The sequence below is a fragment of the Curtobacterium sp. NPDC092190 genome (genome assembly GCF_044755625.1).
Lineage (GTDB): Bacteria > Actinomycetota > Actinomycetes > Actinomycetales > Microbacteriaceae > Curtobacterium.
Genome location: NZ_JBIVRJ010000005.1, coordinates 109,227 through 133,761 on the forward strand (window position 1 = coordinate 109,227; position 24,535 = coordinate 133,761).

General features: G+C 67.0%; 21 protein-coding genes. 9 read left to right on the top strand and 12 right to left on the bottom strand.

Annotated elements, in window-relative coordinates; all coding sequences use genetic code 11:
* Nucleotides 1-143: 143 nt before the first annotated feature.
* The 9 genes from ACIQFY_RS13450 to ACIQFY_RS13490 all read right to left on the bottom strand — a co-directional run bounded on the left by ACIQFY_RS13450 (nt 144) and on the right by ACIQFY_RS13490 (nt 11,196).
* Nucleotides 144-1,190, bottom strand: a complete 1,047-nt coding sequence (locus tag ACIQFY_RS13450; protein WP_066651831.1) for an NAD(P)-dependent alcohol dehydrogenase — start codon at nt 1,188-1,190, stop codon at nt 144-146.
* A 136-nt stretch (nt 1,191-1,326) separates the two neighbouring features.
* Nucleotides 1,327-2,388, bottom strand: coding sequence for a glycerate kinase (locus ACIQFY_RS13455; protein ID WP_066651833.1), 1,062 nt, complete (start codon nt 2,386-2,388; stop codon nt 1,327-1,329).
* A gap of 28 nt (nt 2,389-2,416) precedes the next feature.
* The gene (locus ACIQFY_RS13460) at nt 2,417-3,532 is read right to left on the bottom strand and encodes an FAD-dependent oxidoreductase (RefSeq protein ID WP_400340487.1); all 1,116 of its coding nucleotides are present in this window, start codon (nt 3,530-3,532) and stop codon (nt 2,417-2,419) included.
* A 37-nt stretch (nt 3,533-3,569) separates the two neighbouring features.
* Nucleotides 3,570-4,691 carry an AI-2E family transporter gene (locus ACIQFY_RS13465; protein WP_209684209.1) on the bottom strand — a complete coding sequence of 374 codons (1,122 nt, stop codon included), beginning with the start codon at nt 4,689-4,691 and terminating at the stop codon, nt 3,570-3,572.
* Between the two features lie 92 nt (nt 4,692-4,783).
* Complete coding sequence (locus ACIQFY_RS13470; RefSeq protein WP_066651839.1) at nt 4,784-5,053, bottom strand: GlsB/YeaQ/YmgE family stress response membrane protein; 270 nt, start codon at nt 5,051-5,053, stop codon at nt 4,784-4,786.
* A gap of 490 nt (nt 5,054-5,543) precedes the next feature.
* A complete protein-coding gene (locus ACIQFY_RS13475; protein WP_400340490.1) occupies nt 5,544-7,373 on the bottom strand; it encodes a zinc-ribbon domain-containing protein in 1,830 nt (609 codons plus the stop codon).
* Nucleotides 7,370-8,443, bottom strand: a complete 1,074-nt coding sequence (locus ACIQFY_RS13480; RefSeq protein WP_400340492.1) for an ATP-binding protein — start codon at nt 8,441-8,443, stop codon at nt 7,370-7,372. The genes ACIQFY_RS13475 and ACIQFY_RS13480 overlap by 4 nt, the downstream gene beginning before the upstream one ends.
* Before the next feature lie 12 nt (nt 8,444-8,455).
* On the bottom strand, nt 8,456-10,357 hold the full coding sequence (locus ACIQFY_RS13485) for a hypothetical protein (protein WP_400340494.1): 1,902 nt from the start codon (nt 10,355-10,357) through the stop codon (nt 8,456-8,458).
* Nucleotides 10,354-11,196 (bottom strand): TnsA-like heteromeric transposase endonuclease subunit, encoded by an 843-nt coding sequence (locus ACIQFY_RS13490; RefSeq protein ID WP_400340496.1) that lies wholly within the window; start codon nt 11,194-11,196, stop codon nt 10,354-10,356. The genes ACIQFY_RS13485 and ACIQFY_RS13490 overlap by 4 nt, the downstream gene beginning before the upstream one ends.
* 890 nt (nt 11,197-12,086) lie before the next feature.
* Between ACIQFY_RS13490 and ACIQFY_RS13495 the strand changes: the two genes are divergently transcribed.
* From ACIQFY_RS13495 to ACIQFY_RS13535, 9 genes are all read left to right on the top strand, one after another.
* Nucleotides 12,087-12,665, top strand: coding sequence for a helicase associated domain-containing protein (locus ACIQFY_RS13495; protein WP_400340498.1), 579 nt, complete (start codon nt 12,087-12,089; stop codon nt 12,663-12,665).
* A 189-nt stretch (nt 12,666-12,854) separates the two neighbouring features.
* Nucleotides 12,855-13,481: a hypothetical protein gene (locus ACIQFY_RS13500; protein ID WP_400340499.1), complete on the top strand. Its 627-nt coding sequence runs from the start codon at nt 12,855-12,857 to the stop codon at nt 13,479-13,481.
* Complete coding sequence (locus tag ACIQFY_RS13505) at nt 13,474-14,499, top strand: hypothetical protein (RefSeq protein WP_400340501.1); 1,026 nt, start codon at nt 13,474-13,476, stop codon at nt 14,497-14,499. Before ACIQFY_RS13500 ends, ACIQFY_RS13505 begins: the two co-directional genes overlap by 8 nt.
* Nucleotides 14,499-14,774, top strand: a complete 276-nt coding sequence (locus tag ACIQFY_RS13510) for a hypothetical protein (RefSeq protein WP_400340502.1) — start codon at nt 14,499-14,501, stop codon at nt 14,772-14,774. Before ACIQFY_RS13505 ends, ACIQFY_RS13510 begins: the two co-directional genes overlap by 1 nt.
* Nucleotides 14,775-14,827: 53 nt before the next feature.
* Nucleotides 14,828-15,679, top strand: coding sequence for an antitoxin VbhA family protein (locus ACIQFY_RS13515; RefSeq protein ID WP_400340504.1), 852 nt, complete (start codon nt 14,828-14,830; stop codon nt 15,677-15,679).
* On the top strand, nt 15,676-15,921 hold the full coding sequence (locus ACIQFY_RS13520) for a hypothetical protein (RefSeq protein ID WP_400340506.1): 246 nt from the start codon (nt 15,676-15,678) through the stop codon (nt 15,919-15,921). The genes ACIQFY_RS13515 and ACIQFY_RS13520 overlap by 4 nt, the downstream gene beginning before the upstream one ends.
* A 56-nt stretch (nt 15,922-15,977) precedes the next feature.
* On the top strand, nt 15,978-16,949 hold the full coding sequence (locus tag ACIQFY_RS13525) for a hypothetical protein (protein WP_400340507.1): 972 nt from the start codon (nt 15,978-15,980) through the stop codon (nt 16,947-16,949).
* Nucleotides 16,950-17,285: 336 nt separating this feature from the next.
* Nucleotides 17,286-18,746: an ATP-dependent nuclease gene (locus ACIQFY_RS13530; protein WP_400340509.1), complete on the top strand. Its 1,461-nt coding sequence runs from the start codon at nt 17,286-17,288 to the stop codon at nt 18,744-18,746.
* A gap of 476 nt (nt 18,747-19,222) precedes the next feature.
* A complete protein-coding gene (locus ACIQFY_RS13535; RefSeq protein ID WP_400340511.1) occupies nt 19,223-19,444 on the top strand; it encodes a hypothetical protein in 222 nt (73 codons plus the stop codon).
* Between the two features lie 90 nt (nt 19,445-19,534).
* Here the strand turns inward: ACIQFY_RS13535 and ACIQFY_RS13540 are convergent, their stop codons facing one another.
* The 3 genes from ACIQFY_RS13540 to ACIQFY_RS13550 form a co-directional block, all read right to left on the bottom strand.
* Nucleotides 19,535-20,020, bottom strand: coding sequence for a hypothetical protein (locus ACIQFY_RS13540; RefSeq protein ID WP_400340512.1), 486 nt, complete (start codon nt 20,018-20,020; stop codon nt 19,535-19,537).
* 246 nt (nt 20,021-20,266) lie between these two features.
* Nucleotides 20,267-22,093 carry a DUF262 domain-containing protein gene (locus ACIQFY_RS13545; RefSeq protein WP_400340514.1) on the bottom strand — a complete coding sequence of 609 codons (1,827 nt, stop codon included), beginning with the start codon at nt 22,091-22,093 and terminating at the stop codon, nt 20,267-20,269.
* Nucleotides 22,094-22,835: 742 nt separating this feature from the next.
* The gene (locus tag ACIQFY_RS13550) at nt 22,836-23,597 is read right to left on the bottom strand and encodes a DUF4145 domain-containing protein (protein ID WP_400340515.1); all 762 of its coding nucleotides are present in this window, start codon (nt 23,595-23,597) and stop codon (nt 22,836-22,838) included.
* Nucleotides 23,598-24,535: the final 938 nt, after the last annotated feature.

Sequence of the window (24,535 nt, forward strand, 5' to 3'; positions counted from 1 at the left end):
AAGAGGGCCACCCCCCCCAGGGGTCGCGGCCCCCCTCCCCCCCGCGACCGCGGGGGGCCCCGGGGGGGGCCCCCCCGGGGGGCCGGCCGGGCGGGGGGGGGGGGGCCCGCCCCCCCCCGCGCCTCCCGTCCGTGGACCCGTCGTCAGGCCAGCGTGGCCGCGTCGATCACGAAGCGGTAGCGCACGTCCGAGGACAGCACGCGCTCGTACGCCTCGTTGACCTGGTCGGCGCTGATGAGCTCGGTCTCCGGCAGGATGTCGTGCTCGGCGCAGAAGTCGAGCATCTCCTGGGTCTCGGCGATGCCGCCGATGGCCGAACCGGCCCAGCTCAGGCGGCGCGGGATGAGCGCGAACGCCGGGACCTCGAGCGGCTCGGACGGGGCGCCGACGTTGACGAGCGTGCCGTCGACCTTGAGCAGCCCGAGGTACGCCTTCATGTCGAGCTTGGCCGAGACGGTGTTGATGATGAGCTCGAACGACTGCGCGAGCTGCTCGAACGTGGCCGGGTCCTTCGTCGCGTGGTGGGCCTTCGCGCCGTAGCGGAGCGAGTCGGCCTCCTTCGACGTGGTCTGCGACAGGACGGTGACCTCGGCGCCCAGGGCGACGGCGATCTTGACGGCCATGTGGCCGAGGCCGCCCATGCCGACGACCGCGACCTTCGAGCCGGGGCCGACCTTCCAGTGGTGCAGCGGCGAGTAGGTGGTGATGCCGGCGCAGAGCAGCGGCGCGACCTTCTCGATGTCGAGCGACTCCGGCACCTTCAGGACGAAGTCCTCGTTCACGACGACGGCCTGCGAGTAGCCGCCCTGCGTGATCGAGCCGTCGGCGGGGTCGACGCTGGCGTAGGTGCCGATGTTGCCCTCGAGGCAGTACTGCTCCTGGCCGGCACGGCACTGCTCGCACTCGCCGCAGGAGTTCACCATGCAGCCGACGCCGACCCGGTCGCCGACCTGGTGCTTCGTGACGTTCGCGCCGACCTCGGTGACGTGGCCGACGATCTCGTGGCCGACGACCTGCGGGTACTGGATCGGACCCCACTCGCCGCGGACGGTGTGGATGTCCGAGTGGCAGATCCCGGCGTAGGCGATGTCGATCATGACGTCGTCGGGGCCGACGTCACGACGGGTGATGGTGGTCTTGACGAGCGGCTCGGTGGCCGACGGTGCCGCGTACGCGTTGACGGTGCGCATTGGTCTCCTCGTGGGGGTGCTTCTCGGGTCGGGTGCGACCCGCTCCCCAGTGTGGTCCCGCGCCATGGGGGCAGGGAGGTTGCGTCGGGGTACCCCTCGTGCGCCCGGGCGGGCGTGTCGGCCACGCCCCGGGCGCTCAGCCGACGAGCCGCGCCAACCGCTGCCCGGCGATCGTCGCGAAGCGCAGCGGGTCACGCAGGGCGTCGTCCGGCTCACCGGTCGTCTGCGTCGCGAGCACCACGAGCGAGGCCGCCGCCGCGAAGTCGTCCAGCCGCGCCTCGATCTCGCCCGCGACCAGCACCACCCGGGCCCCCGGCGCGTGCTCCGTCGCGAGCGCCCGGACCACCGTCGGCACCTTGCCCGCGGCGCTCTGCTCGTCGAAGCGTCCCTCGCCGGTGACCACGACGTCGGCGCCGTCGAGCAGCGACGGGAGTCCGAGCACGTCCGCGACCGCGAGCGCTCCCGGTGCGAGGGTCGCGCCCCAGGCGAGCAGCCCGAAGCCGACACCGCCCGCGGCACCGGCACCGGGCGTCGCGGGGTCGACCTCGGGCAGGCTGCGTGCCCAGGCGGCGAGCCGCTCCTCGGACGCCGGGGCAGCGTCCGGCGTGATGCCCTTCTGCGGTCCGAACACGGCCACCGCACCGGCCGGTCCGAGCAGCGGTGACGTGACGTCGGACAGGACGACCACCCCACCGGCGGGCAGGGGCCGGAGCCCCGACCGGTCGACCGCGCCGGAAGCACCGACGGCGAGCCCGAGCGCCTCGAGCACCGGGCGTCCGCCGTCGGTGGAGGCGCTGCCCCCGATGCCCAGCACGAGCCCGGTCGCGCCCGCGTCGAGCGCCGCCGCGATCGCCTCGCCGAACCCTCGGCTCGTCGCGGTCTCCGGGAGCAGTGCCCCTCCCAGGAGCGGCAGCCCGCTCGTCGCCGCGAGCTCCACCACGGCCCGGCCGTCGGGCAGGCGCAGCCAGTGGGTGTCGACGGGGGTGCCGGCCGGCCCGGTCACCGTCACGGGCACGTGTTCGGCCGCCGGGTACGCCGCGGCGAACGCGTCGAGCGTGCCCTCGCCGCCGTCGGCCATCGGCACGGTGACGACGTCGTCCTCCGGCCGTTCGTCGAGCCACCCGGCCCGGACCGCCCGCGCGGTGTCGGCCGCCGTGGCGGTGCCCTTCAGGGAGTCGGGAGCGATGACGACGCGCACCGGACCACCGTAGCGGGGCGGCGGGCGGTCAGAGGGCGAAGCGGGGGATCGGCTCGCCACCGGTCGCCAGGTCGGCGAGGAGCTCCCCGAGCAGCGGCGCGAACTTGAACCCGTGGCCCGAGAACCCGGTCGCGACGGTGAGCGGTCCGCGCCGGTCGATGACGAAGTCCTCGTCCGGCGTGGTGTCGTACAGGCAGCTCATGAACGTCGGGCGTGTGGCGTCGACGCCGGGGACGTACCGGGCGACGTAGGCCTGCAGCCGCGCTGCCTCCTCGGGCACGGGGCGCTTGTCGCGGGCGTCGGGGTCGACGACCGGGCCGGTGCCGTGGAACCCGACCTTGACGCCCTCGCCCGGGGTCAGCAACCCGTACACGTCGTCGCCGTCGGCCCAGTGCACGAACGACGGCCAGGCCTCGTCCGGCAGGTGGGTCGGGAAGTGGGCGGGCTGCTCCTGGGTGACGCGGACGGCCGGGAGGCGCGCCCCGCGTGCGGCGAGCACGTCACCCACCAGCGTGGGCGCCCAGGACCCCACCGCGGCCACCACGCTCGCCGTGCGGAGCGCCGTGCCGTCGTCGAGCGTCACGGTGACCGCGTCCCCGTGGTCCGCGACCGCCGCCACCCGGGTGCCGAACCGGAGCTCGGCGAGGCCCGTCCGCTCCGCCAGCGTCAGCAGGAGCTCGATCGTGTCGGCCGACCGGATGCGTCCGGCCGTCGCGTGGGTCAGGACGTGCCCCTCGAACGCGATGCCGGGCCAGCGGTCCGCGGCGGCCTCCGGGGTCAGGGTCTCGTGGGGGATCCCGGCGTCCGCCAGCGCCGCGGCGATGGCGTCGACCACCTCGGGCCGGCCGTGGTCGACCGCGCCCGTCCGGTCGAGCAACGTCGTGCCGGTCGTCGACTCGAGGGCGTCCCAGAGCGCGAGCGCGCGGGTCGTCAGCGCGACGTACTCCGGGTCGCTGTAGCCCTGCCGGAAGATCCGGGTCGCGCCGTGCGACGAACCCTCGAGGTGTCCGCGAGGGTGCTGCTCGACGAGCAGGACGCGCTCGCCGCGGGCGGTCAGGGCCCAGGCCGCGGCGGCGCCGACCACGCCGCCGCCGATCACCACGTGCCCGTCGAACCGGGTCTCGTCCGGCTGTGTCCCGTCCATCAGGGCAGCGTAGTGCGGCGTGGTGACCGCCCGGCGCTCAGCCGACCGGCACCGTCTCGCGCCGCTTCTGCCGCCAGGGCGTCGCCGGGGCGTCCTCGCCGTTCCACACCTGCACGACGCCCCACCCGGCGGCGATGAGCGGCACCGCGAGCAGCGCGCCGGTCACCCCGCCGAGCACGGTGCCCGCGGTCAGCCCGACCAGGATGACGAGCCCGTGCAGCCGCAGCGTCCTGCCCATGAGCACGGGCTGCAGGAAGTTGCCCTCGATCTGGTTGACGAGCACGACGATCGCGACGACGATGACCGCTTTCACCGGCCCGAGTGCGACGAGGGTCACGAGCGCCGCGAGCGTGCCGGCGATCGGTGCGCCGATCATCGGGATGAACGAGGTCACGAACGCCACCACCGCGAGCGGGATCGTCAGCGGGACGCCGAGCACGGCGAGCCCGGTGCCGATCGCGACCGCGTCGAAGGCGGCGACGGCGGCCGTCCCGCGCACGTACCCGCCGAGGGTCGTCACCACGCGGTCCCCGATGCGGCGCGCACGGTCGTACTGCTCGCCGGTGAACGGGCGGAGCAGGAACTCCCACAGCGCGGGGCCGTCCTTGAGGAAGAAGAACAGGATGACCGCCATCAGCACGGCCCCGGTGACGACGTTCGTCACCGCCGAGATGCCGGCGATGGCCCCCGCCCCGAACCGGGCACTCGTCACGAAGTCGACGACACCGTCCACGGCGTCCTCGATCTGCCCGTCGGTGATGCGCACGGGCAGCTCGTGGAGCAGGTCCTGCACCTGCTGGAGCCCGTCGACCGCCGAGTCCTGCAGCGAGGACCACTGGTTCGCGACGGCGGCGACGAGGAGCCACAGGACGCCGGCGAGCACCGCGAGGACGGCCACGAACGCGATCGTCGTGGCGAGCACCGACGGGACCCCGTGCCGACGGAGCCAGCCGACCAGCGGGTGCAGGGCCGACGCGATGATGAGCGCGAGCAGCACCGGGATCGTGACGAGGCTCAGTGTGGTCGCAGCGGTGACGATCCCGCCGATGACCACGACGATCACCACGGTCTGCAGGCAGCGCACCGCGAGTCGGCCGTACGGGTCGGTCCAGGTGCTCGGGCGGACGCTGGTCGGGGCGGGGGAGCGGCGCAGGTGCATGGCGGGGTCTTCCGGGTCGTGCTGACTGGTGGAACGACGGGAGGCGCGGTGCCGTCCGGCACCGCGCCTCCCGTCGTCGTGGAGCTCGTGGACTACGCGCGGCTCCCGCGGCGGCCCGTGATGAGGCCCCAGATCACCAGCACGACGAGCGCGCCGAGGATCGCGATGATCCAGGACTGGATGCTGAAGAAGCCGTCGTAGCCGACGTTGAAGACCGCGCCGCCGATCCAGCCGCCGATGAGGGCGCCGATGACGCCGAGGACGAGCGTGGCGAGCCAGCCGCCGCCCTGCCGACCGGGGAGGATCAGCTTGGCGATGGCGCCGGCGATGAGGCCGAGGAGGATGAAGCCGAGGAAGCTCATGGGTGGTCCTTTCGTTGTGCGGACGTGCGTGATGTGTGGGTCCGGGACGCCGGAGGTGGGGTGAGCCGCTCGGGACTGGAGCACGAGGGCCGCCGGCTCCGTCGGGAGCCCACACGGTGCATCGACCGTTGACGCGTTCGTCCAACGAGGTCTACCAGGCGCTGCCCGGGCGGGTTCGGAGCCGCGTGTACCTCACCGAGATTCCGGCCCGTCCGCGGACATCGTGGTCGACGCCGTCCGGGAGCGCGACGACGGGGCATGACGACGGGGACGCGACGACGACCCGGGGCCGAAGCCGATGACGGATGTCATTTCTCAAGTCAGGTGAGACTCTTTCGCAGCGATGAGACCATGCGCTGCTTGAGAACGCCGGATTGAGGCGTTCCGGAATCTTCTCACCGGACGTGAGACCTTTTGGGCTGACTGGCCAGAACGACGAAAACGACGGCGAAGCTGGTGAGCTTCGCCGTCGTCTTAGTGTTGTTCAGTTCTAGTTGAGGATCCTGTCCTCGGGATCGCAGTCGGTGCAGCCGCGGGACTTCCGACGGTTCGGGACGCTCTGTTGCTTGACGTGTCCGAAGGCGCACTTCCACCAGTGCCGGTCGGTTCCGGCGAACATGAGCTCGGGCCGCTTGGGGACGTTGAGGTAGTCGTGCCACTCGGTGACGAGGAGCGGGTCGGTGGTTGCGAGGTCGTTGACTCGGAGGACCAGTCGTCGGCTGGAGCAGAGCGAGCATCCGTAGCCCTGGACCTTTCGGTCGATGCGCTGCGGGTACCAGTGGGCGGCGCTGGTGGCGCACAGCCAGTAGACCTCATCGTTCGAGCCGTAGGAGTAGTCCTCGGGCTGCTTGCCGTTGTTCCGGGTGGGGTGCCACTGTGCGGCGATGTCGGGGTGCGTGTCGACGAGGCTCGTGCGCGTGCTTCGGAGTCCGGCGCGGCGGCAGGGCTCGCAGCCGGAGCCTTGGCTGCGGTTGTAGAGGGACATCTTGTAGTGGTGTCCGCAGTCGGGGCAGATCCATTCGGGCTTGTCTCCGCTGCCGGCGCACATCTTCGTGGCGGGGTGACCTGCCTCGTACGCGGGGTCGAGTTCGGCGGCGAGGCGGGGGTGGGTGGTGGTGAGGTCGTTGATGCCGGCGACGATGGTGCGGTTGCTGCAGATGCCGCAGTTGGTCCCGCCCTGGGTTCGGTTCGATGCGGTGGCCCAGTAGACGTGTCGGTTGCGTGGGCAGCGCCACGCGAGGCTGAGTCGGGCTGCGGCCTGGATGGTCTGAGCGGTGTTCTTGCCGTTGAGAACGGGGTCGAGCTCTTTGGCGATGTCAGGGTGCGTGGTTGCGAGGTCGTTGTAGCCGGGGGCGACGGCACTGTTGGTGCAGACCGGGCATCGACCCTTGCTGGAGTGCTGGTGTCCGTGGTCGCAGATGACGAGGCCGCCGCGGCCGAGCCGGAGGCCACTGGTGCGCTTGTCCTCGGCGTTGTAGGACGTGAAGGGGATGACCTCGTGTGCGGCGACGTACGCATCGGCGAGGTGCAGCGGGACGGCTTGGTCGTGTGCCCAGGCAGGTTCGTACGGTGTTGCCGTGACGACTGCGTGGCGGAGGGCCCAGAAGGTCGGGCGGAAGTAACCCCACAGCGCGGCGGTGACCGGGGTAGCGTTGCGTCCGGCGAGACCGGTTACAGCGTCGGTGAGGACGGCGTAGGCGTGCGCATAGTCCGTGCCAGGGCGCAGGAGTTGCTCGAGGAACCGACCGGTGGTCACCGCGGCGGCGACATCGACGATGACGGCAAGGTCTGCGACGTCGCCGTTGCCGATTCGAGCGGTCGCACTCCGAAGAACGTTGTGGAGGTGCGGGGTCAGTCGGCCGCTCTTCTGGAGCCGGTCGAAGCGAAGTGCTGCGCGGACGGTGGTGGCGTCGACCGTGCTTTGCCTGGTGGAGAGGTCGAGTCCGACCCAGCGACGGTGCCGGATGCACACCGGGTTGGTGAAGCCGGGCGCTTGCACGACGGTTTCGCCCTTAGTGCAGAGCGCGCACATCAGCCGCACGTTGCTGGCGTCCGGGCAGAGCTCGCAGCGGTGCTCGCCACCATCGAGTTCGGCAGTGGAGAGCGGGACGCCGAAGCGGAGGTGGCGGCCGGTCTTCAGCTCGAGCACGTCCTGCCAGGCCAGGGTCGCCGATTCAGCTTTCGCGGCGCGGAGCAGCTGCTTCTGGTGCGATTCGAGTTCGCGGTTTGCCGTCAGCAGTCGGCGGGTGTAGCTGGATTCGGTCTCTCGGTGGAGGGGCTTGACGGTCATCGGGTAGCGGCGGGTGAGGAGGTCGTTCATGCTGCGATTCCTGGCAGGAGGGCCTTCTTGCTGCGGGCGTTGCGGGCGGCGTGCTCGGCGTATGCGGACTCGGCGGCGGCGTCGAGTTCCTGCGCGTCGAGCAGCGCTCGGTCGATGCGCTCGAAGGGGATGCTCGGGTCGGTAATGGCTTCGGTGGCGGCGCCAGTGAGGAGCCGTCCGAGGCTGCCAATGGAACCGTTGGTGCGGGCGTGGAGGTAGTCGGCGAGGTCCGCGAGGGAGCCGTGCTCTTGGTGGCGCAGCGGGAGCTGCTTCTCGAAGGTGTTGATGAGCGCCTTCCAGGTCCTGGCCTCCTTCTGGCTGCTGAGGTTGTACGGGCGCAGCTCCAGCAGGGAGAACCGACCGCCGATCTGTGCTCCACGTTCGGTGGCGAGCATCTTCTTCACGTTGATGCCGGCGTAGAGGAACGTCGCGGCAAGGTCGTTGTGGAGGTTCTTGAGCAGGTCGTGAGATTCCCCGTTGCCCTGGGTGTGGCGGGAGAGGTTGTGGAGTTCGTCGATGACGACGAGCTGCGTGCCAGCGGCGTTGAGGAGGTCGACGACGCGGCTGCGGATACTCAGCATCGTTTCGCTGCTGCTGACGGTGAGGCCGAAGAAGTCAGCGAAGGTGCGCATGAGGAGTTTGCCGGTGGAGCCGGCGGGAACCTCGATGTAGACCACGGGGATGCGGTTGTGTGCGCGGAAGTCGGGGAACTGGGTCCCGTACGAGCGGTAGATGTGCCGCATGAGGCTCTTGCACAGCGTGGTCTTGCCGAGGGTCGAGTTGCCGGAGATGACGACGCCGGCATGGCCGGAGTTCCGGCCGGCGTTCGCTGCGAACGCCTTCTCGAGCTGTGTGCGGGCCTTGGTGTAATGCGGTGTGGCGAGGACGATGCCGCCGGAGAGGTAGAGGATGCGTGCTCGGTCGTGTGCGGCCCGGGCTTCTGCCGTCAACGCGCCGTACGCCTGGTCGTCGAGTGCGGCGGGCGCTGTGAAGCTGCCGGAGAGGAACGCGTCGAGGGTCTCGAGGCGGTGCAGGGCTGCGGGGCGGTCGTCGCCGTGGAAGTGAATCATCGGAGGGTCGTTTCAGTCGAGGACGTAGATGACGTCGTCGTCGTCATCGTCGGAGGGGTCGGTGGAGTCGGTGGAGGGGAGGTTCGGCGTACTTTCGATGGCCGTGTGCAGCGGCGCCCCGGCAAGTGCCGCGGTCACTGCGGCGACGTCGCCGCGGTCAGTTTCGGCGTCGGTGAGGGTGAAGTCGTTGTCTTCGAGGTGCGGGTAGAAGCGCGCGTCTGCGTTGCGGACGGTGCACTCGATCCAGCCGCCCTTCGGGTTCGCGACCCACGCCTTCATGGGGTTGTAGGGGTCGAGCTTGACTTCGTGCCTGCCGTTGCGGCGCCGGAGGTCCGACAACGTCTTGCGCAGCGGGTCGAGTTCCTCGGAGTCGAATTGGCGGTAGTTGATGGTGATGCCGGTGTCGGTGACGCGTCGGTGCAGGGTGGGCAGCATCGCGATGTAGTCATCACGGGTGAGGGTGGTCTTGAGGTTGCTGGTCACCTGCGAGGCTTCCGTGAACATCTGATACGGCGTCAGCTTCTGGCTCGGGTGCATCAGGTCGCGGAGGCCGCCGTGTGGGCGGTGGTTCCAGACCTTGAGGAACCAGTCGTCGAGGAGTTCGTGGAGGGCGTAGATGTCCATGAGCTCTTCGCGTTCGACGTGGTAGCCGCGGAACTCGGGGGACCGACCGACGTAGCCGTTGCGGTACTGCAGGAGGAGGGAGGCGATGCTGCCGAAGTTGCGTTCCACGAGCGGCTTGCCGGTTGGGGTGTGCGGGGCGCTGTAGCGGATGTCGACCCAGTGCATTTCGGCGGCGGCACGGAAGGCTTCTGAGACAAAGTCCTTTCCGTTGTCCATCACGATGCAGCGGGGGTGCACGAACGGGCGAGTCCGCTCGTATTCGCGGCGTTCCTCGGGACTCATGAGCGTTACGGAGGGGTTCTCCCGTTGCACCATCGCTCGGAACGCGGTGTTGTCGGGACGGTTCTGCGGCGGCGTCAGGGCCTGGGCGAGGAGGGCGACGTGGTCGACCGCCTTCCCGGCGACGAGGCGGAGGGTGAACGCGAGCACGAGGCGTGTGGCGCGGTCAAGCAGAACCGTCAGGATGGGGCGAACGGGGTCGCCGCTGGGCGACTTGACGAACATGTCGAGTGTGGTGGAGTCGACTTGCACCTCGGCGCCGGGCAGCACTTCCGTGCGAGTTTTGAAGACACGCTTCGGCCGGTTTTCCAAGGACCGCCGTGTCGACGCTGAGCCGGTGGTGTGCTTGCCCTTGGTCAGCACCTTGATGTAGCGGTACATGGTCGCGTTCGAGGGCATGGCTGGTGCGTCGGCGCCGTGCCGTTTCACGAGGGTCGCGGCTGTCTCGTTGATAAGGCGGCTCGTTGTGCCGGTTGACCGGTTCTTCTGGTCCGCGATGACGTCGCACAGTGCGTCGTAGACGTCGGGGTTGATGTTCTTGAGCGGCGGGTCTGACCGCGGTGCTCGGCCATCAGCGAGTGCCGATGCGCCGTCCTCCCGCCAAGTCTTGAGCTTGCGCATCACGGTGGCGCGGGATGCAGCCTGCCCGGTATTCCGCAGCTCCTGCACCTTCGCCGCGACGCGCTGGTTCTGCGTGGTCTTCTCGAGGTTGTACTCCGGACGGCGTTCGTCTCGGGTGGGGTTCACGCCCGTCTCGATTTCCTCGAGGTGGTCCGCCATCGTGATGGCGGCTTTCTTGGTCTTCTCGGGCAGCTTTTCGAACCGGCGGACAGCCTCTGGGGAGGTTGGTGGCAGTCCGACGAACTGCTGGCTGAGCTCTGCGATGTGCATGTCTTGGGTCTGGCCGGTGGAGCTGTTGCGGAGGCGGACGACGCTGCCGGAGCTGGCGATGAATTGATGGATGCTGCCGTCGCGGAGCTCGATGGGGTCATCGGTGTTGATGCTGGTCATGGGAGGAGCCGTTCGATGAGAGTGCGGTCGGAGATGGGGGCGGTGAGGTCGAAGCCGAGCAGTCCGCTCCAGATGAGGTGGAACAGCCCGGAGCGGCCACGAGCGAGGTCATCGGGGTCGAGCAGTCGAGCGGCGTCCCGGAGAGCAAGCGGCCGGTGCAGCGCGTCGACGGTCCGGGAGATGTCTTCCGGCATGGGGCGGTAGCCGTGGTGCTTGAATCCGGCTATCCATGACAGGTTCACGTCGATCTGTCGGGGCAGCTCGTGGTGGACCTCGTAGTGAAAGCCAACGTGCTCGCAGAACGCGCGCGTCTTGGCGAACTGCTCCTGGAACTTCGGGATGTACCTCTCCGGCTTCACATCGCGAAGCACCTGACGGTGGTCACTGTGGAGGGTGAGAAGGTCCGGCGTGTGCGACGTGCCGTCCGCGAAGTCGATGCGCATCGGCTGCGCGCTGAGCGCGATGACGTCCTCGCGCATGTCGAGCCACCGCATCACCTGCGCCTCGAGTTGTGATTCGTGCCAGACGTGCTTCCTGGCGCCGGTGAAGAAGTAGAGGCCCTGAATGTTCTTCTGGCGCGGGTACCGGTGCGGTTGCCGGAAGAGCGCAACGTCGTAGAGCTCTCGGTTGAGCAGGTCCGAGTTCGCGGCCGCCGTTTTCGGGCGGGCGCGTTCTACGTTGGGCATCCACGTGACGGTCGCCGGCAGCGCAAGCGCCGCAGCGTCCGCCGACGTCAGCGCGGGCTGCGGCGTTCTGCTCCTCGGCCTGGAGGCCCGTGGCTGCGGGAGGGCTCGCGAACCGAAGACCAGGGCCGGGTTCATCGGGGTAGTGAGGGTCATGTCTACCCCTGTGCGGCGACGCAGTGGCCAGCGGGGAGGAAACACGATTTGGGTCCTGCTTCTGGCATGAATATGCTCCTTTTGGTGCTTTTTCGGCGCGTTTGAGAGGTTTGGAAGGGTCGGGATGGCAGGGCCGCGCTTCGTCCCACGGGACTTCGCTGAGGACGCACGAGGCTTCGGGCACACGCCGGTGCTGCGGTGGTTGCAGGCTGCTGACCGGAGGGCGGAGGTCTTTCTCCGGGCAGCGCAGCTGCAGCATCAGCAGGTGCTGCGGATCCGAGAACGCTTGCAAGCGCGAGGGCTCAGCCCGAAGCAGTACGCAGCGCAGGCGGACACGAGCTATCCGCGGCTGCTTCGACTGCTGCGCGGGGAGGCGATCCTGCGGCTCGAGGACATCGCTCTTGCCGACCTGGTCCTCGGGGATGTCATGGACGCGCCAGCGGCGCAGGCGCCGAAAGCTCCCGCAGCCAGTGACTTGCAAGCGTTGCTGGAGGCGATACCCGAACGCACTGCGCAGGCAGTCCTCCGCCAAATACGGGCAGCGCAGACCTCGCGAGCGTCGAGCACTGCTGGTGTGCACCAGGCGCCGCGTCCTCGGTGAGAGGCCAATCTCGCGCAGCAGCGTGAGTGCGAGGTGCTGCTGGTGCCTCCTTTCCCTGGCTTCGTCGACGGCTCCGTCGTCCGCGGCGCCACGACAGCCGTCCTTGGTGTGATCGCGGGCTGGAAGGGCGTCCTGCCTGCGGACGTGTAGCGACCGTAAGCGTCGACGACGCGTTCTGTTTCCTGCTTCTGGACTGAGCACCCAGCGAGCAGGAACCCGTCGACGTGATCGTGTCTGCGTCCGCGCATACCCCTTCCCGGGACCGACCGCCGGTCCCGGGAAGGGACCAATGGGTACGTCCAACCGCGCGCCGGATTACGTCTCGGAGCTCCACGAGCTCTACGCAGAAGTTGCCGACCGGCCGATCCCGCTCCTGAGCGTCGACCAGCGCCGGGGCGTCGAGTTCTACCTCGCCGACATCGGGGAGAACGCATCGTCCGCGACCACCGTCAGGAACTGGATCAACTTCGTCCACGACCTCGACCACTTCGTCAGCGATACCGGACGGCTGCCCCGGTCAGACTCTCGCCGCCCACGTGCAAGGACGAGGGAGCAAGCGCTCGTCGATCGGCTCGCGTATCAGCGCCGCTCAGAAGTCCGCGCCGGCCACTGCAGCTACCAAACGCTCCGCTTGGAGGCGTTCCCCGGCTTCCGGTGGGACCCGCACGAGGACCGGTGGGTGGAGCAGCTGATGCGGCATCAGTCGTTTTGGGCACAGACGGGACGTGCACCTCGTCGCGACGCCCCTGATTCGACCGAGCGAGCGATCGCCCGCTGGGCCACACAGCAACGAGCGGCACGACGCAACGGCACCCTCCCAACGGACCGTGCACGCCGGCTCCGCGATGCCACCTACCGCGTTCTGTAGCCGCGTCAGCGGGAGCCGGCGCTGTTGGCGGATCCGCGAGGAACTTTCCTGCTCGTGGACGGAGGTGCGTCCCCGAGCCACCGCCGACGTCACCTGTTTCGTAGCGTTCACAGCACCGGCATCCACCAGCCGAGATGGCGCAGCAGGTCGCCGACCAGAAGTCCGGAAACGCACGAAAGGGAGGCGACGATGAGCGCAAACAGGGACGAAACTGAGCGCCGCGAACGGCAGCAGGCCGCCATCCGCAGCATTGCACGGATCCCGTTGTCGGACCTGCGCGACCAGAGTCCCCCAGACTTGCAGGCCCTCTACGCGGAACTGCAGAACGGGCAGGCGCTAATCCCGGGCCTGAAGATGGGGCTCGGCGCTCTCACCGTTCAGCAATGGGATCCCGCCTACGCGGCCGACGGTTGGACCCTCTACGGCGCGGACCTCACCCTCGACCAGGGTCATCCCTTCGGGTCAATGTTCTACCGCAACGACGCCGACGGCCGGGTGCTGCGGGTCGGGGTGAAATGGCATCCGCCGGTACAGCAGCTGGAGTTCCCCGCCCTGCACCCGTCGAAGCCGGAGCTGACCTCTGACTGCACGGCTGAGGAGGTCACCGCGGTCGTGTTGGACGCGCGGAGTCGGATTGGGACTCTTGTCGCGGTCAACGCGCAGATCGGATCGTTCGTCGCTAGCGAGGACTCCGAGAACGCCATCCTCGACGCATCCGGCCTCGGGCTCGAGCGGCTCTCCGAAGACGACCCGAGGCTTGCGGGCCGCGATTCGCCGCGCCCGTCTGACGGGGACAGGGAAGGCGCCCGTGGGTGACCGGCAGTGGGTGCAGGACATCCGCCGTGAGCAGACGATCTTGTCGTTGCCGTTCGGGCTCGGCTACACGATAGACATCACCCAGACCCTCACTGCCCTCGCCGCTGCCGGGATGCCGGCACGGGTGGAGGCGTTCGACCGGCTCCGGTTCGACGACGGCCGAACCGCGTTCCTCGCCACCCCAGATCCGACGGCCACCGTCATCGACGACGCCGCCGACGGCCGTACGGACGATGTGATCCTGCTTCCTGGCGGATCCGAAGGTGGGGTGTTGTCACTGGCGCGCCGATACCCCGACCTGATCGTGGTGAACGGCAAACGCGGGCGCGTGTGGGCGGACGGCCGGCAAGTGCATGGCACGTCGATGCAGCGGGAAGCGACCCCAGGGTGGCGGACCGTGTTCGCGATCGCCCGCAGCATTGCCATGCACGGTGGCGGCACGCACGCCATCGCCGACCGCTTCGGGGTTCCCTTCGACGAGGTGCGCGCCGCCATGCCGGCCCTTAGTTCGCACGTGTTTCACACGCCTGTCGGGTGGGAAGCTACGGACCGGCCCGCACTGGTCGACTGGGCTCTCGCGGCGTATCCGGGTTACGGCGGGGTCCGGACCTGCTGGCGGCGTGACGACACCATCGACGTGCAAGCCGACCAGCTCATCAGTCTCGGTGGGGTCATGTCGGACCGGTGGGCGGCGCAGCAGGCGGGCGTGCTCGTCCCGCCGGACCGGTTGGCCGTGTTCTTCGCCGAGCACCCCGATATGGGTGCGCTCGGCTACGAGCCGGCGTCGGCGGATGACGCGATGGTGAAGGTCATCATCCCGCAGGACACCACCATTCTCACGAGCGCGGAAGGGTGTTGCACCGACGACTTCATCACCGCGCACGTCCTCTACGAAGACAGCTGGGTGACCGCGAACTTGGACGCGGTGAACGGGCTGCGGCAGCTGCTGCACTTCCGATCCGACCTCGCCCACGACCTGCGTTGGCACCCCGGCAACGGCAGCGGCGGGGTGGGCTGATGCTGCAACTGCTGTCACTGACGCTGGCCTACGACGACACCCGGTTCTTCGGCTCCGTCATGTTTACCGATTCGAACCACCCCCACGACAAGCCGGCCGTGGTCCTGATCGATCACGTCGACGAATCGCCCTGGTTCCGCGTCACCAACGTCGACCCCACCGCGCAGGATCCGACCGTCCCGGCGATGGTCGAAGCGGACCGCATCATGCGGTTCCTCCTCCGCTACACACCCGAACGCATCGGCCGCACCGCCGCCGACTTCCCGCAGCCCTAACCCGCCATGCTCGCGCCCATTCCCTCTGGAGGTAGTTGCTGATGATGCGTCTGGTGTCCATGCACCTCTCAAACGACCGGATCCTCTGGGGGCACGTCCTCCTCGAGGACACCGAGAACCCGGAGGCGCACCTGGCGCAGATCCTCGTCCGCCCCATCGACGTCGAGCCCGGCTACGAGCTCTACGACAGAACCAACACGGTCCTGTCGGACCTGAGCGTGCCGGCAGTGCGGGAAGCGAACCGCATCGTGCAAATTCTCCTCATCCCCGCCTCGGAGATCGCGAAGCGGGAAAAAGCAGTCCGAGCGGTCATCCATTCGGGCTACTTGGAGGGTTTCCCGGACGACATGCCCTGGCAGTCGCAGCTGTGGATGTACGCCCGCGGGGAAGTCACCCGCGAGCAACTCAGCGCCTACGCCGATGAAGGCCGACAGATCCCCCGCCAACCCGGACACAGCGCCGTCGGTCCGGCGGACGTCCCCGAGGACTGGTGGCAAACAACGCAAGCTCGCATCCGCCGGAACCTCCTCAACACGACCCTCACCGAGCCAGAAGTCGCCGCAGCCCTCCAAATCAGCCTTGAGGAGGTTGGTGAGCTGTTCGAGGCGAACCGGCTGACGAGCTTCGACCTCGACGGCGAAGAACGCATCCCCGATTGGCAACTCGTCAAACCCGCACTCCCCGAGTTCGGCGACCCGGCGTCACTGCTGCCCGGCCTGGACGTCCTCTACGCGGCGGCACCGCAACCGCTCCTCGACGCAGCCGCGATGACCGAGTTCATGACCACCCCCCTCGAGTTCCTCACAGTCGACGACCGAGTCCTGACACCGCTCGACTGGATGCGAGAAGGACGACCCCTGACGACGATCATCGCCCTGTTCCGCGGACGACGGTGGCGACCATGACCACTCGGCCTGACCTGTTCCTCCTCAACGTCGCCTTCGACGTGACCAGCGTGCACGGGCACGTGTTCTTCCGCGACCCACCCAGCAGCGAGCTGCGGCAGGTCATCGTCCGCAGCACCGACACCGGCAACATCTGCGAACCACCCCACGGCGACAACCGCACCGGATGGGAACCGTTCCTCGAAGAAACCCGCTGGCTCGTCGCCCTCATCCGGCCAGACACCCTGGAAGAGCGCAGCTGATGGGCCCACGGCTCGAATGGGTTGCCGCCACGTATGCGGGTAGGCCGCAAATCACGATGCCGTACGGGCTCGGCGACACCACCGACCTCACCGAGGCGCTCACTGTCCTGAAACTCGCGGGGCTTCGCGCGGTCGTGGAGTCGCACGACACGATCCGCCTTGCCGACGGCCGCCGCGCACGCTTCCCAACCCTCACCCAACCGCCCCGCGACGACGACCCGACTGATGCGGAACTGCTCCTGCTGGCGCCTAGGACCGTCACCGCGACGCAGATCGCTCTCGCGGAGCAGACAGCGACGGTGCTGCTGGTCGACGTCGACCGGCGCCGCGTCTGGATTGACGGCCGACAAGCCCTCGGGACGAAAGAACGGTGGAAGGACGCGGCACCGATCTACGTCACCTTCGCCGTGGCACGGATGCTCGCCGTCAACGGCTCCACCTTTGACGGGCTTGTGCGGGCCGGGCTGACTGCCGGACAGGTCGATGACGCGCTCGCACGCCTCGGCAAACGCGTGCGCCGGACCGACATCGGGTGGGAGTCCCGGCAGGTCGGAGGCCTCGTGGACTTCGCCATCGCCTGCTACCCCGGACCAGGCGGCGCCCGGACCCGCTGGACGTCAGACCTGCCGCTCGTCAAGCAGGCGGAACGGCTTATCGACGCGGGCTGCCGCATCTCCGGCCGCGCCATCTCCGACCGCCCCGGCTACCCCGCCATCAGCAAACGCGACATGGCATACCGGCTCGTCGCCTTCACCGAGCAGCAGGTCGACATGGCCGCGCTCGGCTTCGAACCCGACACGATCGGCTTCGCTGGCACCGAACTCATCCAGCCCGCCGACCCCACGATCTTCCTCACCGCGGCAGCCGCCGGCTACACGGACCGCACCGACGACATCATCACCGCCAACACGCTCCTCCGCGCCGACTACCGCAACGCCGACGACGCGGCATCGCTACAAGAAGTACGCGACCGGCTGCAGTTCCTCGCCGACACCGGCTATGACCTCCGCCACAACCTCCCGAGCTGACGCGATCTGCCTGACGAACAGCGGCGTCCGTTAGAGGCAGATCCGTGAGAATCAGATCGGACGGGCTACGTGGGGCCACTGACGCTCAGCGCGTTGGCGGTCCGCTGCTGGCCGGTGGACGACCGGCAATCGGGCGCCTCGCCGGGTAGGACGGGCTGATGGTTCTGTTCAATGAGCCCTTGGCTTGGGGATGAATCTGTAACTTCGGCCGTGGTGGCGCGAAGCTCGGCCAGAGGGGTGGCAAATGTTCTCTGGGGGTGGGTCACTAATCTCGGATCCGGTAGCTTGACGTCATCAGCCGCACGAAGATGCGTGTCGGCCACGAACGGGGGACCCATGGCGGCACCAACGGCACCGAAGCTCACCAGCGCATGGGACAGCGCAAGGCACGCAGACAACGGCTGGCCGCAATTCCTGACAGCCGTGCGGATCGAAGGGCTTCGCGGTTCGAGCGGCGAGCAGGTCGAGTTCCGGTATCCCGTTGTGGCGATCGCGGGTGCAAATGGCTCCGGGAAGAGCACTATCCTGAAGGCAGCGGCTGCCGCGTATCGCGCGCCGAGCAATACCGCAGCTGCAAGTTACTCGCCGGATGACTTCTTCCCGCGCACTCCTTGGGAAGATGTCGAGGGTGTTGTCTTGACTTACACAATTCGGTTGGGCGCAACGACCGACACCGTGACGGTCAGGAAGCCGACGCGCCGTTGGCGTGGTGCTCCTGAGCGGAAGACGCGTTCGTCCTTCTTTCTCGACATCTCACGCGTACAACCTGCCAACATGCAGATCGGCTACGGCCGTACCGCGCAGGACGTCATCAGCAGCGGCACGACCGAACCCCTCGACGCTCCAGGGGTTGCTCAGTTGAGCCGAGCGCTCGGACGAACGTACGACCAAGCTCGTCTCGACCGCAGTGAGGACAAGCAAGTCGGGGTACTCACGCAGGCTGGCGTTGAATACTCGAACTTCCACCAGGGCGCCGGCGAGGACTCGATGCTCGACCTGGTTGCTCTTCTCACAAAGGCTCCGGACAGGTCCCTCGTGATCATTGACGAGGTGGAAGCTTCGCTACACCCTCAGGCGCAGCGGGGTTTGGTGACCGAGTTGTTGCGTCTTGCGCTGGACAAGAAATTGCAGGTGATTCTCTCGACGCACTCACCTTTCATCCTCGAACAGCTCCCATCGCTCGCTCGCGTCCTCATTGCCGTAGATCGGGACGGGCAGCGCCAGGTGCTATACGGTGTGAGCTCCGACTTCGCACTCAACAAGATGGACGACAAACGGCACGAGGAACTCGACATCTTCTGCGAGGACGAGGAAGCGCAGTACCTCATCGAACGGATCCTCGCGCTGGGAGCACCGGAGACCCTTGAGCGCGTGAGCATCACGCCAGTCGGACCGGCACAGACAGTCATCGCGCTGGCCTCTGTTGCGGTGAAGGACAAGCTGTCTCGCGCTGCCTGGTGCGTCGTGGACGCGGACCAGGAGTCGAGTACCGACTATGGACGTCTACCTGGCAGCGAAGCGCCAGAAAAGGAGACGATTCAGGCGCTCAGCGATCACCACTGGTCGACAGTTGCCGAGCGCCTGGGTCGCCCTGCGGGTGAAGTCCTCGACGCACGCGACAAGGCGCTCTTGATCGAGAATCATCACGCATGGACGAAGGAGATGGCGCGTCAACTAGGTGGCACGATGCAACCACGGAAGGTGTGGGAGGCAATCGCTGACGTATGGACTATCGACGTCTTCGGGGAGCATGCAGCGAAAGAATGGAGCGAATCCGTTGTCGAAGCTTTACGTTGAAGTAGACGACGCCGCCGCCTCACCATCGTCCTAGCCGACCTCATGGAGGAGCAACGGACCGGCGACTTTTCCATCTCGTTGAAGCATCGGGTATCGAGACGTTTGGACTCAAGTCTTGTCGGTCTCGCTACGCTCCAATCATGAGCCCAGCGGGCGAGAGGCGTGCGATGCGTCACTCGGAGCCGGGCTGCATTCGCGAGGTGCAGGCACCGGTCAGAGGCTCACTCGATGCACGGGTCGGACGGTATCCGTGAAGTTGGGCAACCCGGTCACGTCGTTGAGGATGACGATCATCGCCACCGCGTCACCACCTTCTCCTTGCGCGAGCCGGTGAAAGACGTCGCGGTTCTCCTTTAAGAGCGCATCCCATTGGGGAGCGGTGGTGATGTAGACGTGTCGTGGATCTGACCCCGCTTCAAGTATCCATGAGGGAGTTCCGTCCTCACCATCATCGAGCACTGGACACATGTCAGTGCTTGGCGGATTTCGGCTACGCCGTGCTGCTGCGCGTCCATGAGCTGCTGCGCTACATCATCCGCTACTCCATCGTCGAGTGCTTGGGATTCTCGCCTGTTAGTCTGAACGATGACGAGATGATGCTCGATACCGGTAAGGCTGATGTCCACGTGGCCGCCGCTTCAATGACGTGTGCTCATCATCCCGGATTGACCTGCTCAATGACGGCCCGACATGCCTGACAGCGCCCCGAGAAAGAAGCATTGGCAGGCTTCGCACACGTCTACGTGGCACTTGCGGCTAGGTACACACGGGTCCCTCATGGTGCTGCGTCAGCTGACCCAGTTCGCAAACGGGAACTGGCCGTAGACCCGTCTGAACTCGGCGCGCAGCCGCTTTTCCACGTCAACCCCTCGCTCGTCGCGCGATTTCGCCCAAGCTACGAGCAGCTCCTCGTCAGCGTTGGGGATCTGCCAGATTGCTCGGCCCCCCGTGTGCGAGTTGCCACGGCGTGCGTACTGCTTCAAGCGATGGTGAAGCCCTCGCCCTTGCGCGTCGGCCGCTCCAATGTAAAGAACTGGCGTCTCTTCAAGCCAAGCGCTTGCCAGAACCTCGGGCGGGTATGGCGCCCCCCTCGCCGGAGAGTCGGTGGAGAAGTCTGGCCGTTCGGGGCCCGCGTACAGCACGACGTACACACCCCGGTCCTTGGGTAACTGCAGCACTCGCGGTACACGGAGTTCAGTGAACGTCACGAATCCCTCGAACCCGGTCGATTCAAGGCCGCCACGATCCCATGAGGGCGGGAACTCGAAGCTCACGCGCTCACCTCACTTTCCCGCAGGTTCTCAGCGGGTGTCACTGGACTGATCTTGCTTTCTGTGTAGAGCTGACCCCTGCTCCATTCTCACTGTCAATAGCCCCTTCGGATTTGGGGCCGAGAAGAAGCCGACTGAATGCGCTCGGGAGGAGCTGGCCTTGTTCATTCGCCGGTCGTTCCTCCGACGCCGACCTGGGACCGCCGTTTGGTCGACCCGCGCGCCGGTCATCCCGGTGAAGGACTCGACTCAGTCGACGTCGTCGCCTCCTGCGAGTTCTTCGTCGAGCGCCAGTACGGGCGGCGATTGCGGCGCGTATTCCACGTCAGCCGGCCGGAGCGTCGTCCGGATGCGCGTCTCGAGGAGCTCCCGGCGCGCACGGAAGAATGAGTCGAACTCGGCAGCGCCGTGCGGGAGCTGGTCCGGTAACGCGTTCCGCTCCAAAAACGAGCTCCGCTCTTCGGAGGTCGCGTAGTTGGCCGCGACCCAGTTCGCTGGTACTTCGGCGAGCTTTCCAATGTTCTCCAGGCCCGGAAGTAGCTCCAGGTTCGGCAGTTGGTTCTTCCGCTCCGTGAGTTCGGCGATCTCGTCGGGCGTGAACTGGGGTGTTCCGTCGCTCTGCGCGAGCCGGCGGAGGCTCTTCTGTTCGAGGAGCGACGCCGGGAAGATGTGGTCGACATGGAACTGGTTTCGCGTGTCGACGTGAGGGAACAGCGCCGCGAGAACGGCGAACGTTCGCGGGCGACCGTACTCGAGGCTCAGAACGTCGTCCAAGAGGGCGTCGGTAACGGCGAGGGACTTCCCTCGCGCTGCCATCGCTCGCTCGATGGCAGCGACTGGGAAACTCTCGGCGCCCTCACTTCTGATGACTTCACGGACGTCGCGGAGGAGCGTGTCCAGACCCGAGCCCCAGATGCCTCGGATGATCAACGATCGCAGTACCCACGAACGCAGCCCCATGCGGTCTTCCCGCGTGTTTGGGGATTGCCGGTAGGCGTGATCGAGGTTCCGGTGGTGCACGTAGTAGGCGACGGGAATCAAGACGCTGTCTGCGGTGAGCGATCCGCCGGACAAACCGAAGTCGCTCAACAGCCCGACGGCGACCTGGAGCGAGGTGCTGAGCGTGTCCCACCCAGCCTCGAGCTGCTCCATGTTTGCGGCGGTGAAGTTCTTGACCTTGAAGCTGATGTCGCGGACGTCGTTGAGGACCAGACCGGCCTTGAGTACGGTGTCGCGCGAGAAGCTGAAGCCGTTGCCCGTGTTGTTGAGCTCGTCGACCAGGCCGTGGACCGCCGCGCGGGCATCACCCTCCCATTGCGCGGTCGCAATTGAGAGGAGGAGGTCGCTGTAAGACAGGACCGTCCCTCCCGAGTTGACTCGCACGAAGATGTCGAGGACGCGTTCGATGTCCTGCTCGGTCTCCTCGTAGAAGTGCAGTGAGGCCGTCTTGTGGATCGCGTCCCACAGCGTGCTGACCAGCCCGGAGGCGACAGGATCATTGCCCACGCCGTGCTTGGCGAGGAGCTGGATCAACGAGGACATCTCGGACGCGCCGAAGACATCCGCCACAGGAAGCCAGATCTTCGTCTCATCGTCGCGCGCCGCCTCGACGTCAGCATCGGTCAGGAACTGGAAGTGGTACTTCAGCCCGAGTTCGTTCTCTGGTGCTTCGCCGGCGAGGTTGAGGAAGAGCCGACGTTCCGGGTAGGACCAGGACTTGTTCGCCCATCCCCCGTGGTTCTTGTAGGCGTACGTTCCTCGAAGCCCGATGTTGAGTGAAGTCAGTCGCTGTTGGCCGTCGAGGATCGCGACCACTTCGCGGTCGGTCGGGATGTCGATGACGGGGTTGTGTTTGTTATCGAAGGCGCTGTAGTCCTTCATGAACCCGTAAAACTTGAAGTCACTGATGGTGTCCGGCATGACCCTCCACGACAGGAAGCTCCCGACTGGGTAGCCGCGCATCACCGAGTCGAACACGCGGATCACCTGCGACGGCTTCCAGACGTACTCCCGTTGAATCGCCGGGAGTATCAACCTCCGCTCCTGGATCTGCCGCAGAGCGTTGGCGATCGTCATCGGTTCTTTGTGCCCCATGGTGCGATCCTATGAGCAAAGGCCGTGCTGGGCCGTGCTGGGACGTTCCGATGACGGGTCCAGGTCAAAAGCGGCACGAAAGCACAAGGCTTGGTCCGCCTCTCGCGCGCCTCGACGGCCTAGCCGTTGCAGCGCAATCTCACCAAGCCTCGTATGGCCAAGCGCTATAAGGGCAACTTCCGTTTCGCTGATCGATCTTTCACCGCACGCCGTAGACGAGCGCCGTGGTTCGAGAGCACGGACGAGAGGCGTTGAGTCTCAGCTCTGGCAGGCCCGGAGCCGGCGAGGCCCTAGCCCTCAGCTGCCGCGGTTCGTCGCGCCGGTAGGAGTCCTAAACATATCTCGCCCTGCGCCCATCGCTGATGGTCAGATACGCGCTAGACCCTCGGCCATCGCAGCCGCCTTCCGCTCGATGTCCATGACAGCGGCGGGGGCGTGGAACTTCGCTCAATCACGCATTGGAGCGGCGGCTGCCACGGAGAGCGCGTTCTCGAACCCCGCGATGAACGCCGCGACACCTGCTGTGCACGTCGCTCGGGACTGCCACGCGACAAGAGTGCGGGACGCTCATCCACCGCCGTGGGTCTGGCCGGCGTCGTGAAGTTCGGTCAACAACTAATAGATTGACCTTGCCTTCCGTGACTGTCCACGGCCGCCTCATGTACGCACTTTGGGCGCGGCTGGGCTTCATTCGACAGTGCGTCAACGGAGTGGTTGATCAGGGTTACCTAGAGGGGCCCTTGGCGGTGTTGATGACTTGCGCGCGCGCATCGAGATCTGGACCGGTGTAGACGCGGTGAAATGCTTCGTCGAGCATTGCAGCGCCTTCTAGCACTTCGGTGGTCGTCAAGTCTGCATCCTCATGAGTCCCAGCATTTCCCAACCATTTGACGGCGAGAAGTAAATTCGCGACTGCCAGCCGGGTCGGGTCCTGCGCGGACCACTGCTTGATGCGGACGTCTGCGGTTTGGAACTTCCCGCTGGGGCCCCCAGTGACTCCTTCGGCGGTCAGAAAGCGCTCTACTGTCGCTCGAAGGGCCGTCGCGGCGAGACCCGGGTCGGCAAAGAGCACCCTCGACGCGCGCAAAACTCCTTCTCGGATCTCCTCGGGGGCGGACTTCGGGATCGGCATGAGAAGCATGGGTGGGTGCAGGTGCGTGAGTTTGTAGTAGGAGGAGTACAGGGGGCCAGGCGAGTCGAAGTCGACCTGCTGGGTCGAGTAGTCGACGAAGTAGTCCCCGGTTCCGTGCACGGCAAGCTGACACTCCCGGTTCTCGCACTGCCCGCGTATCACGAAGGTGCCTCGTATCCAGTCGGGCTCAAACGCCTCATGTCCGTGGTGCGGTGCTGACTCGTGACTCTCGTCCTCGCTAGGTTCCGCGAAGCCGATGTAGCCACTTCGACAGTTCGGACAGGAGGGGCGGGCCCAGGGTTCAGTGGATTCGGTGTTAGCTGCTAAAGCGGAGAGGGCGGGGTCAATGGCCATTCTACGAGCGTAGGGGTTGGCTACCTGATTTTGCTGTCGTCCGTAAGCTCCTCGTACACGACTAGACCCTTCGCGAACTTAGACGCGCTGATCATGCTCGCCCCCACGTCTTCAATGGCTCGAGCACGGCCCGGTGGTGACATCGGACCGTGCTTCGCCGTCGCCGGTTCACTGACTGTGTGCGACTTGTGGGAAGGACCGAGAGGGCCTTCGGTCGACGGGGAGGGTGGAAGTCGGGCGACTTCCTGCCACCGGGTGAGGGCGCGGTCGTAGGCGGGGCAGACGTAAGACGTGTTCAGTGTGCCGTCCAGTGGTGCGTGAAGGGCCTGAACCTTCCCGACGATGACACCGCGCTGTGGCACATCGACAGCGGGGCCGGCCTCGTGTCCAATTGATGGTGGGACAGCGGCGTGGGCGCCCGCCCAAAGGTCTCCTGTCAGTTGCCCCTCACTGCGCTCGACCGGCGCATCAACCACTTCGACGACCGGGCTCCCGTGACGGGGCGTCCGAGAACGTTCACGCGGCGCAGATCCACTCCTGTGAGAAGTAGACCGATCACGTCAATCCGCAAGTCCTCCGGCTAGGTCCGCGCCCCGTTCGTCACGGACGTGTTCTCCGGCCGGATCCTGAGTCAGCAGTTGTCGCGGAACATGCGCACCGACCTTGTCCTCGACGCCCGCGAGATGGGCACCTGGACCCGGCATGCGAGAGGGCCGCGACCGGTCGAACCTGATCCGCCACGGCGACCGCGGAGTCCGACATCGAGCGATCCGCTACGCCGAACAGCTCGCCGAAGCCGGGGTGAACGCGTCGGTCGGCTTCAAGGGCGAAAGCTACGACAACGCCCTCGCGGAGGTGGTGAGCTCGATTTTCGAAGCCGAACTGATCCGAAGCCCGATTGTGGCGCGGCATCCGGGACCTCGAGATTGCGACGGTCG

Bases quoted from the DNA above. Each gene is read 5' to 3' on its own strand.
- ACIQFY_RS13450 (WP_066651831.1), bottom strand. From the start codon at position 1,190: ATGCGCACCGTCAACGCGTACGCGGCACCGTCGGCCACCGAGCCGCTC.
- ACIQFY_RS13460 (WP_400340487.1), bottom strand. From the start codon at position 3,532: ATGGACGGGACACAGCCGGACGAGACCCGGTTCGACGGGCACGTGGTG.
- ACIQFY_RS13465 (WP_209684209.1), bottom strand. From the start codon at position 4,691: ATGCACCTGCGCCGCTCCCCCGCCCCGACCAGCGTCCGCCCGAGCACC.
- ACIQFY_RS13470 (WP_066651839.1), bottom strand. From the start codon at position 5,053: ATGAGCTTCCTCGGCTTCATCCTCCTCGGCCTCATCGCCGGCGCCATC.
- ACIQFY_RS13475 (WP_400340490.1), bottom strand. From the start codon at position 7,373: ATGAACGACCTCCTCACCCGCCGCTACCCGATGACCGTCAAGCCCCTC.
- ACIQFY_RS13480 (WP_400340492.1), bottom strand. From the start codon at position 8,443: ATGATTCACTTCCACGGCGACGACCGCCCCGCAGCCCTGCACCGCCTC.
- ACIQFY_RS13485 (WP_400340494.1), bottom strand. From the start codon at position 10,357: ATGACCAGCATCAACACCGATGACCCCATCGAGCTCCGCGACGGCAGC.
- ACIQFY_RS13490 (WP_400340496.1), bottom strand. From the start codon at position 11,196: ATGACCCTCACTACCCCGATGAACCCGGCCCTGGTCTTCGGTTCGCGA.
- ACIQFY_RS13495 (WP_400340498.1), top strand. From the start codon at position 12,087: ATGGGTACGTCCAACCGCGCGCCGGATTACGTCTCGGAGCTCCACGAG.
- ACIQFY_RS13500 (WP_400340499.1), top strand. From the start codon at position 12,855: ATGAGCGCAAACAGGGACGAAACTGAGCGCCGCGAACGGCAGCAGGCC.
- ACIQFY_RS13510 (WP_400340502.1), top strand. From the start codon at position 14,499: ATGCTGCAACTGCTGTCACTGACGCTGGCCTACGACGACACCCGGTTC.
- ACIQFY_RS13520 (WP_400340506.1), top strand. From the start codon at position 15,676: ATGACCACTCGGCCTGACCTGTTCCTCCTCAACGTCGCCTTCGACGTG.
- ACIQFY_RS13525 (WP_400340507.1), top strand. From the start codon at position 15,978: ATGCCGTACGGGCTCGGCGACACCACCGACCTCACCGAGGCGCTCACT.
- ACIQFY_RS13530 (WP_400340509.1), top strand. From the start codon at position 17,286: ATGGCGGCACCAACGGCACCGAAGCTCACCAGCGCATGGGACAGCGCA.
- ACIQFY_RS13545 (WP_400340514.1), bottom strand. From the start codon at position 22,093: ATGACGATCGCCAACGCTCTGCGGCAGATCCAGGAGCGGAGGTTGATA.
- ACIQFY_RS13550 (WP_400340515.1), bottom strand. From the start codon at position 23,597: ATGGCCATTGACCCCGCCCTCTCCGCTTTAGCAGCTAACACCGAATCC.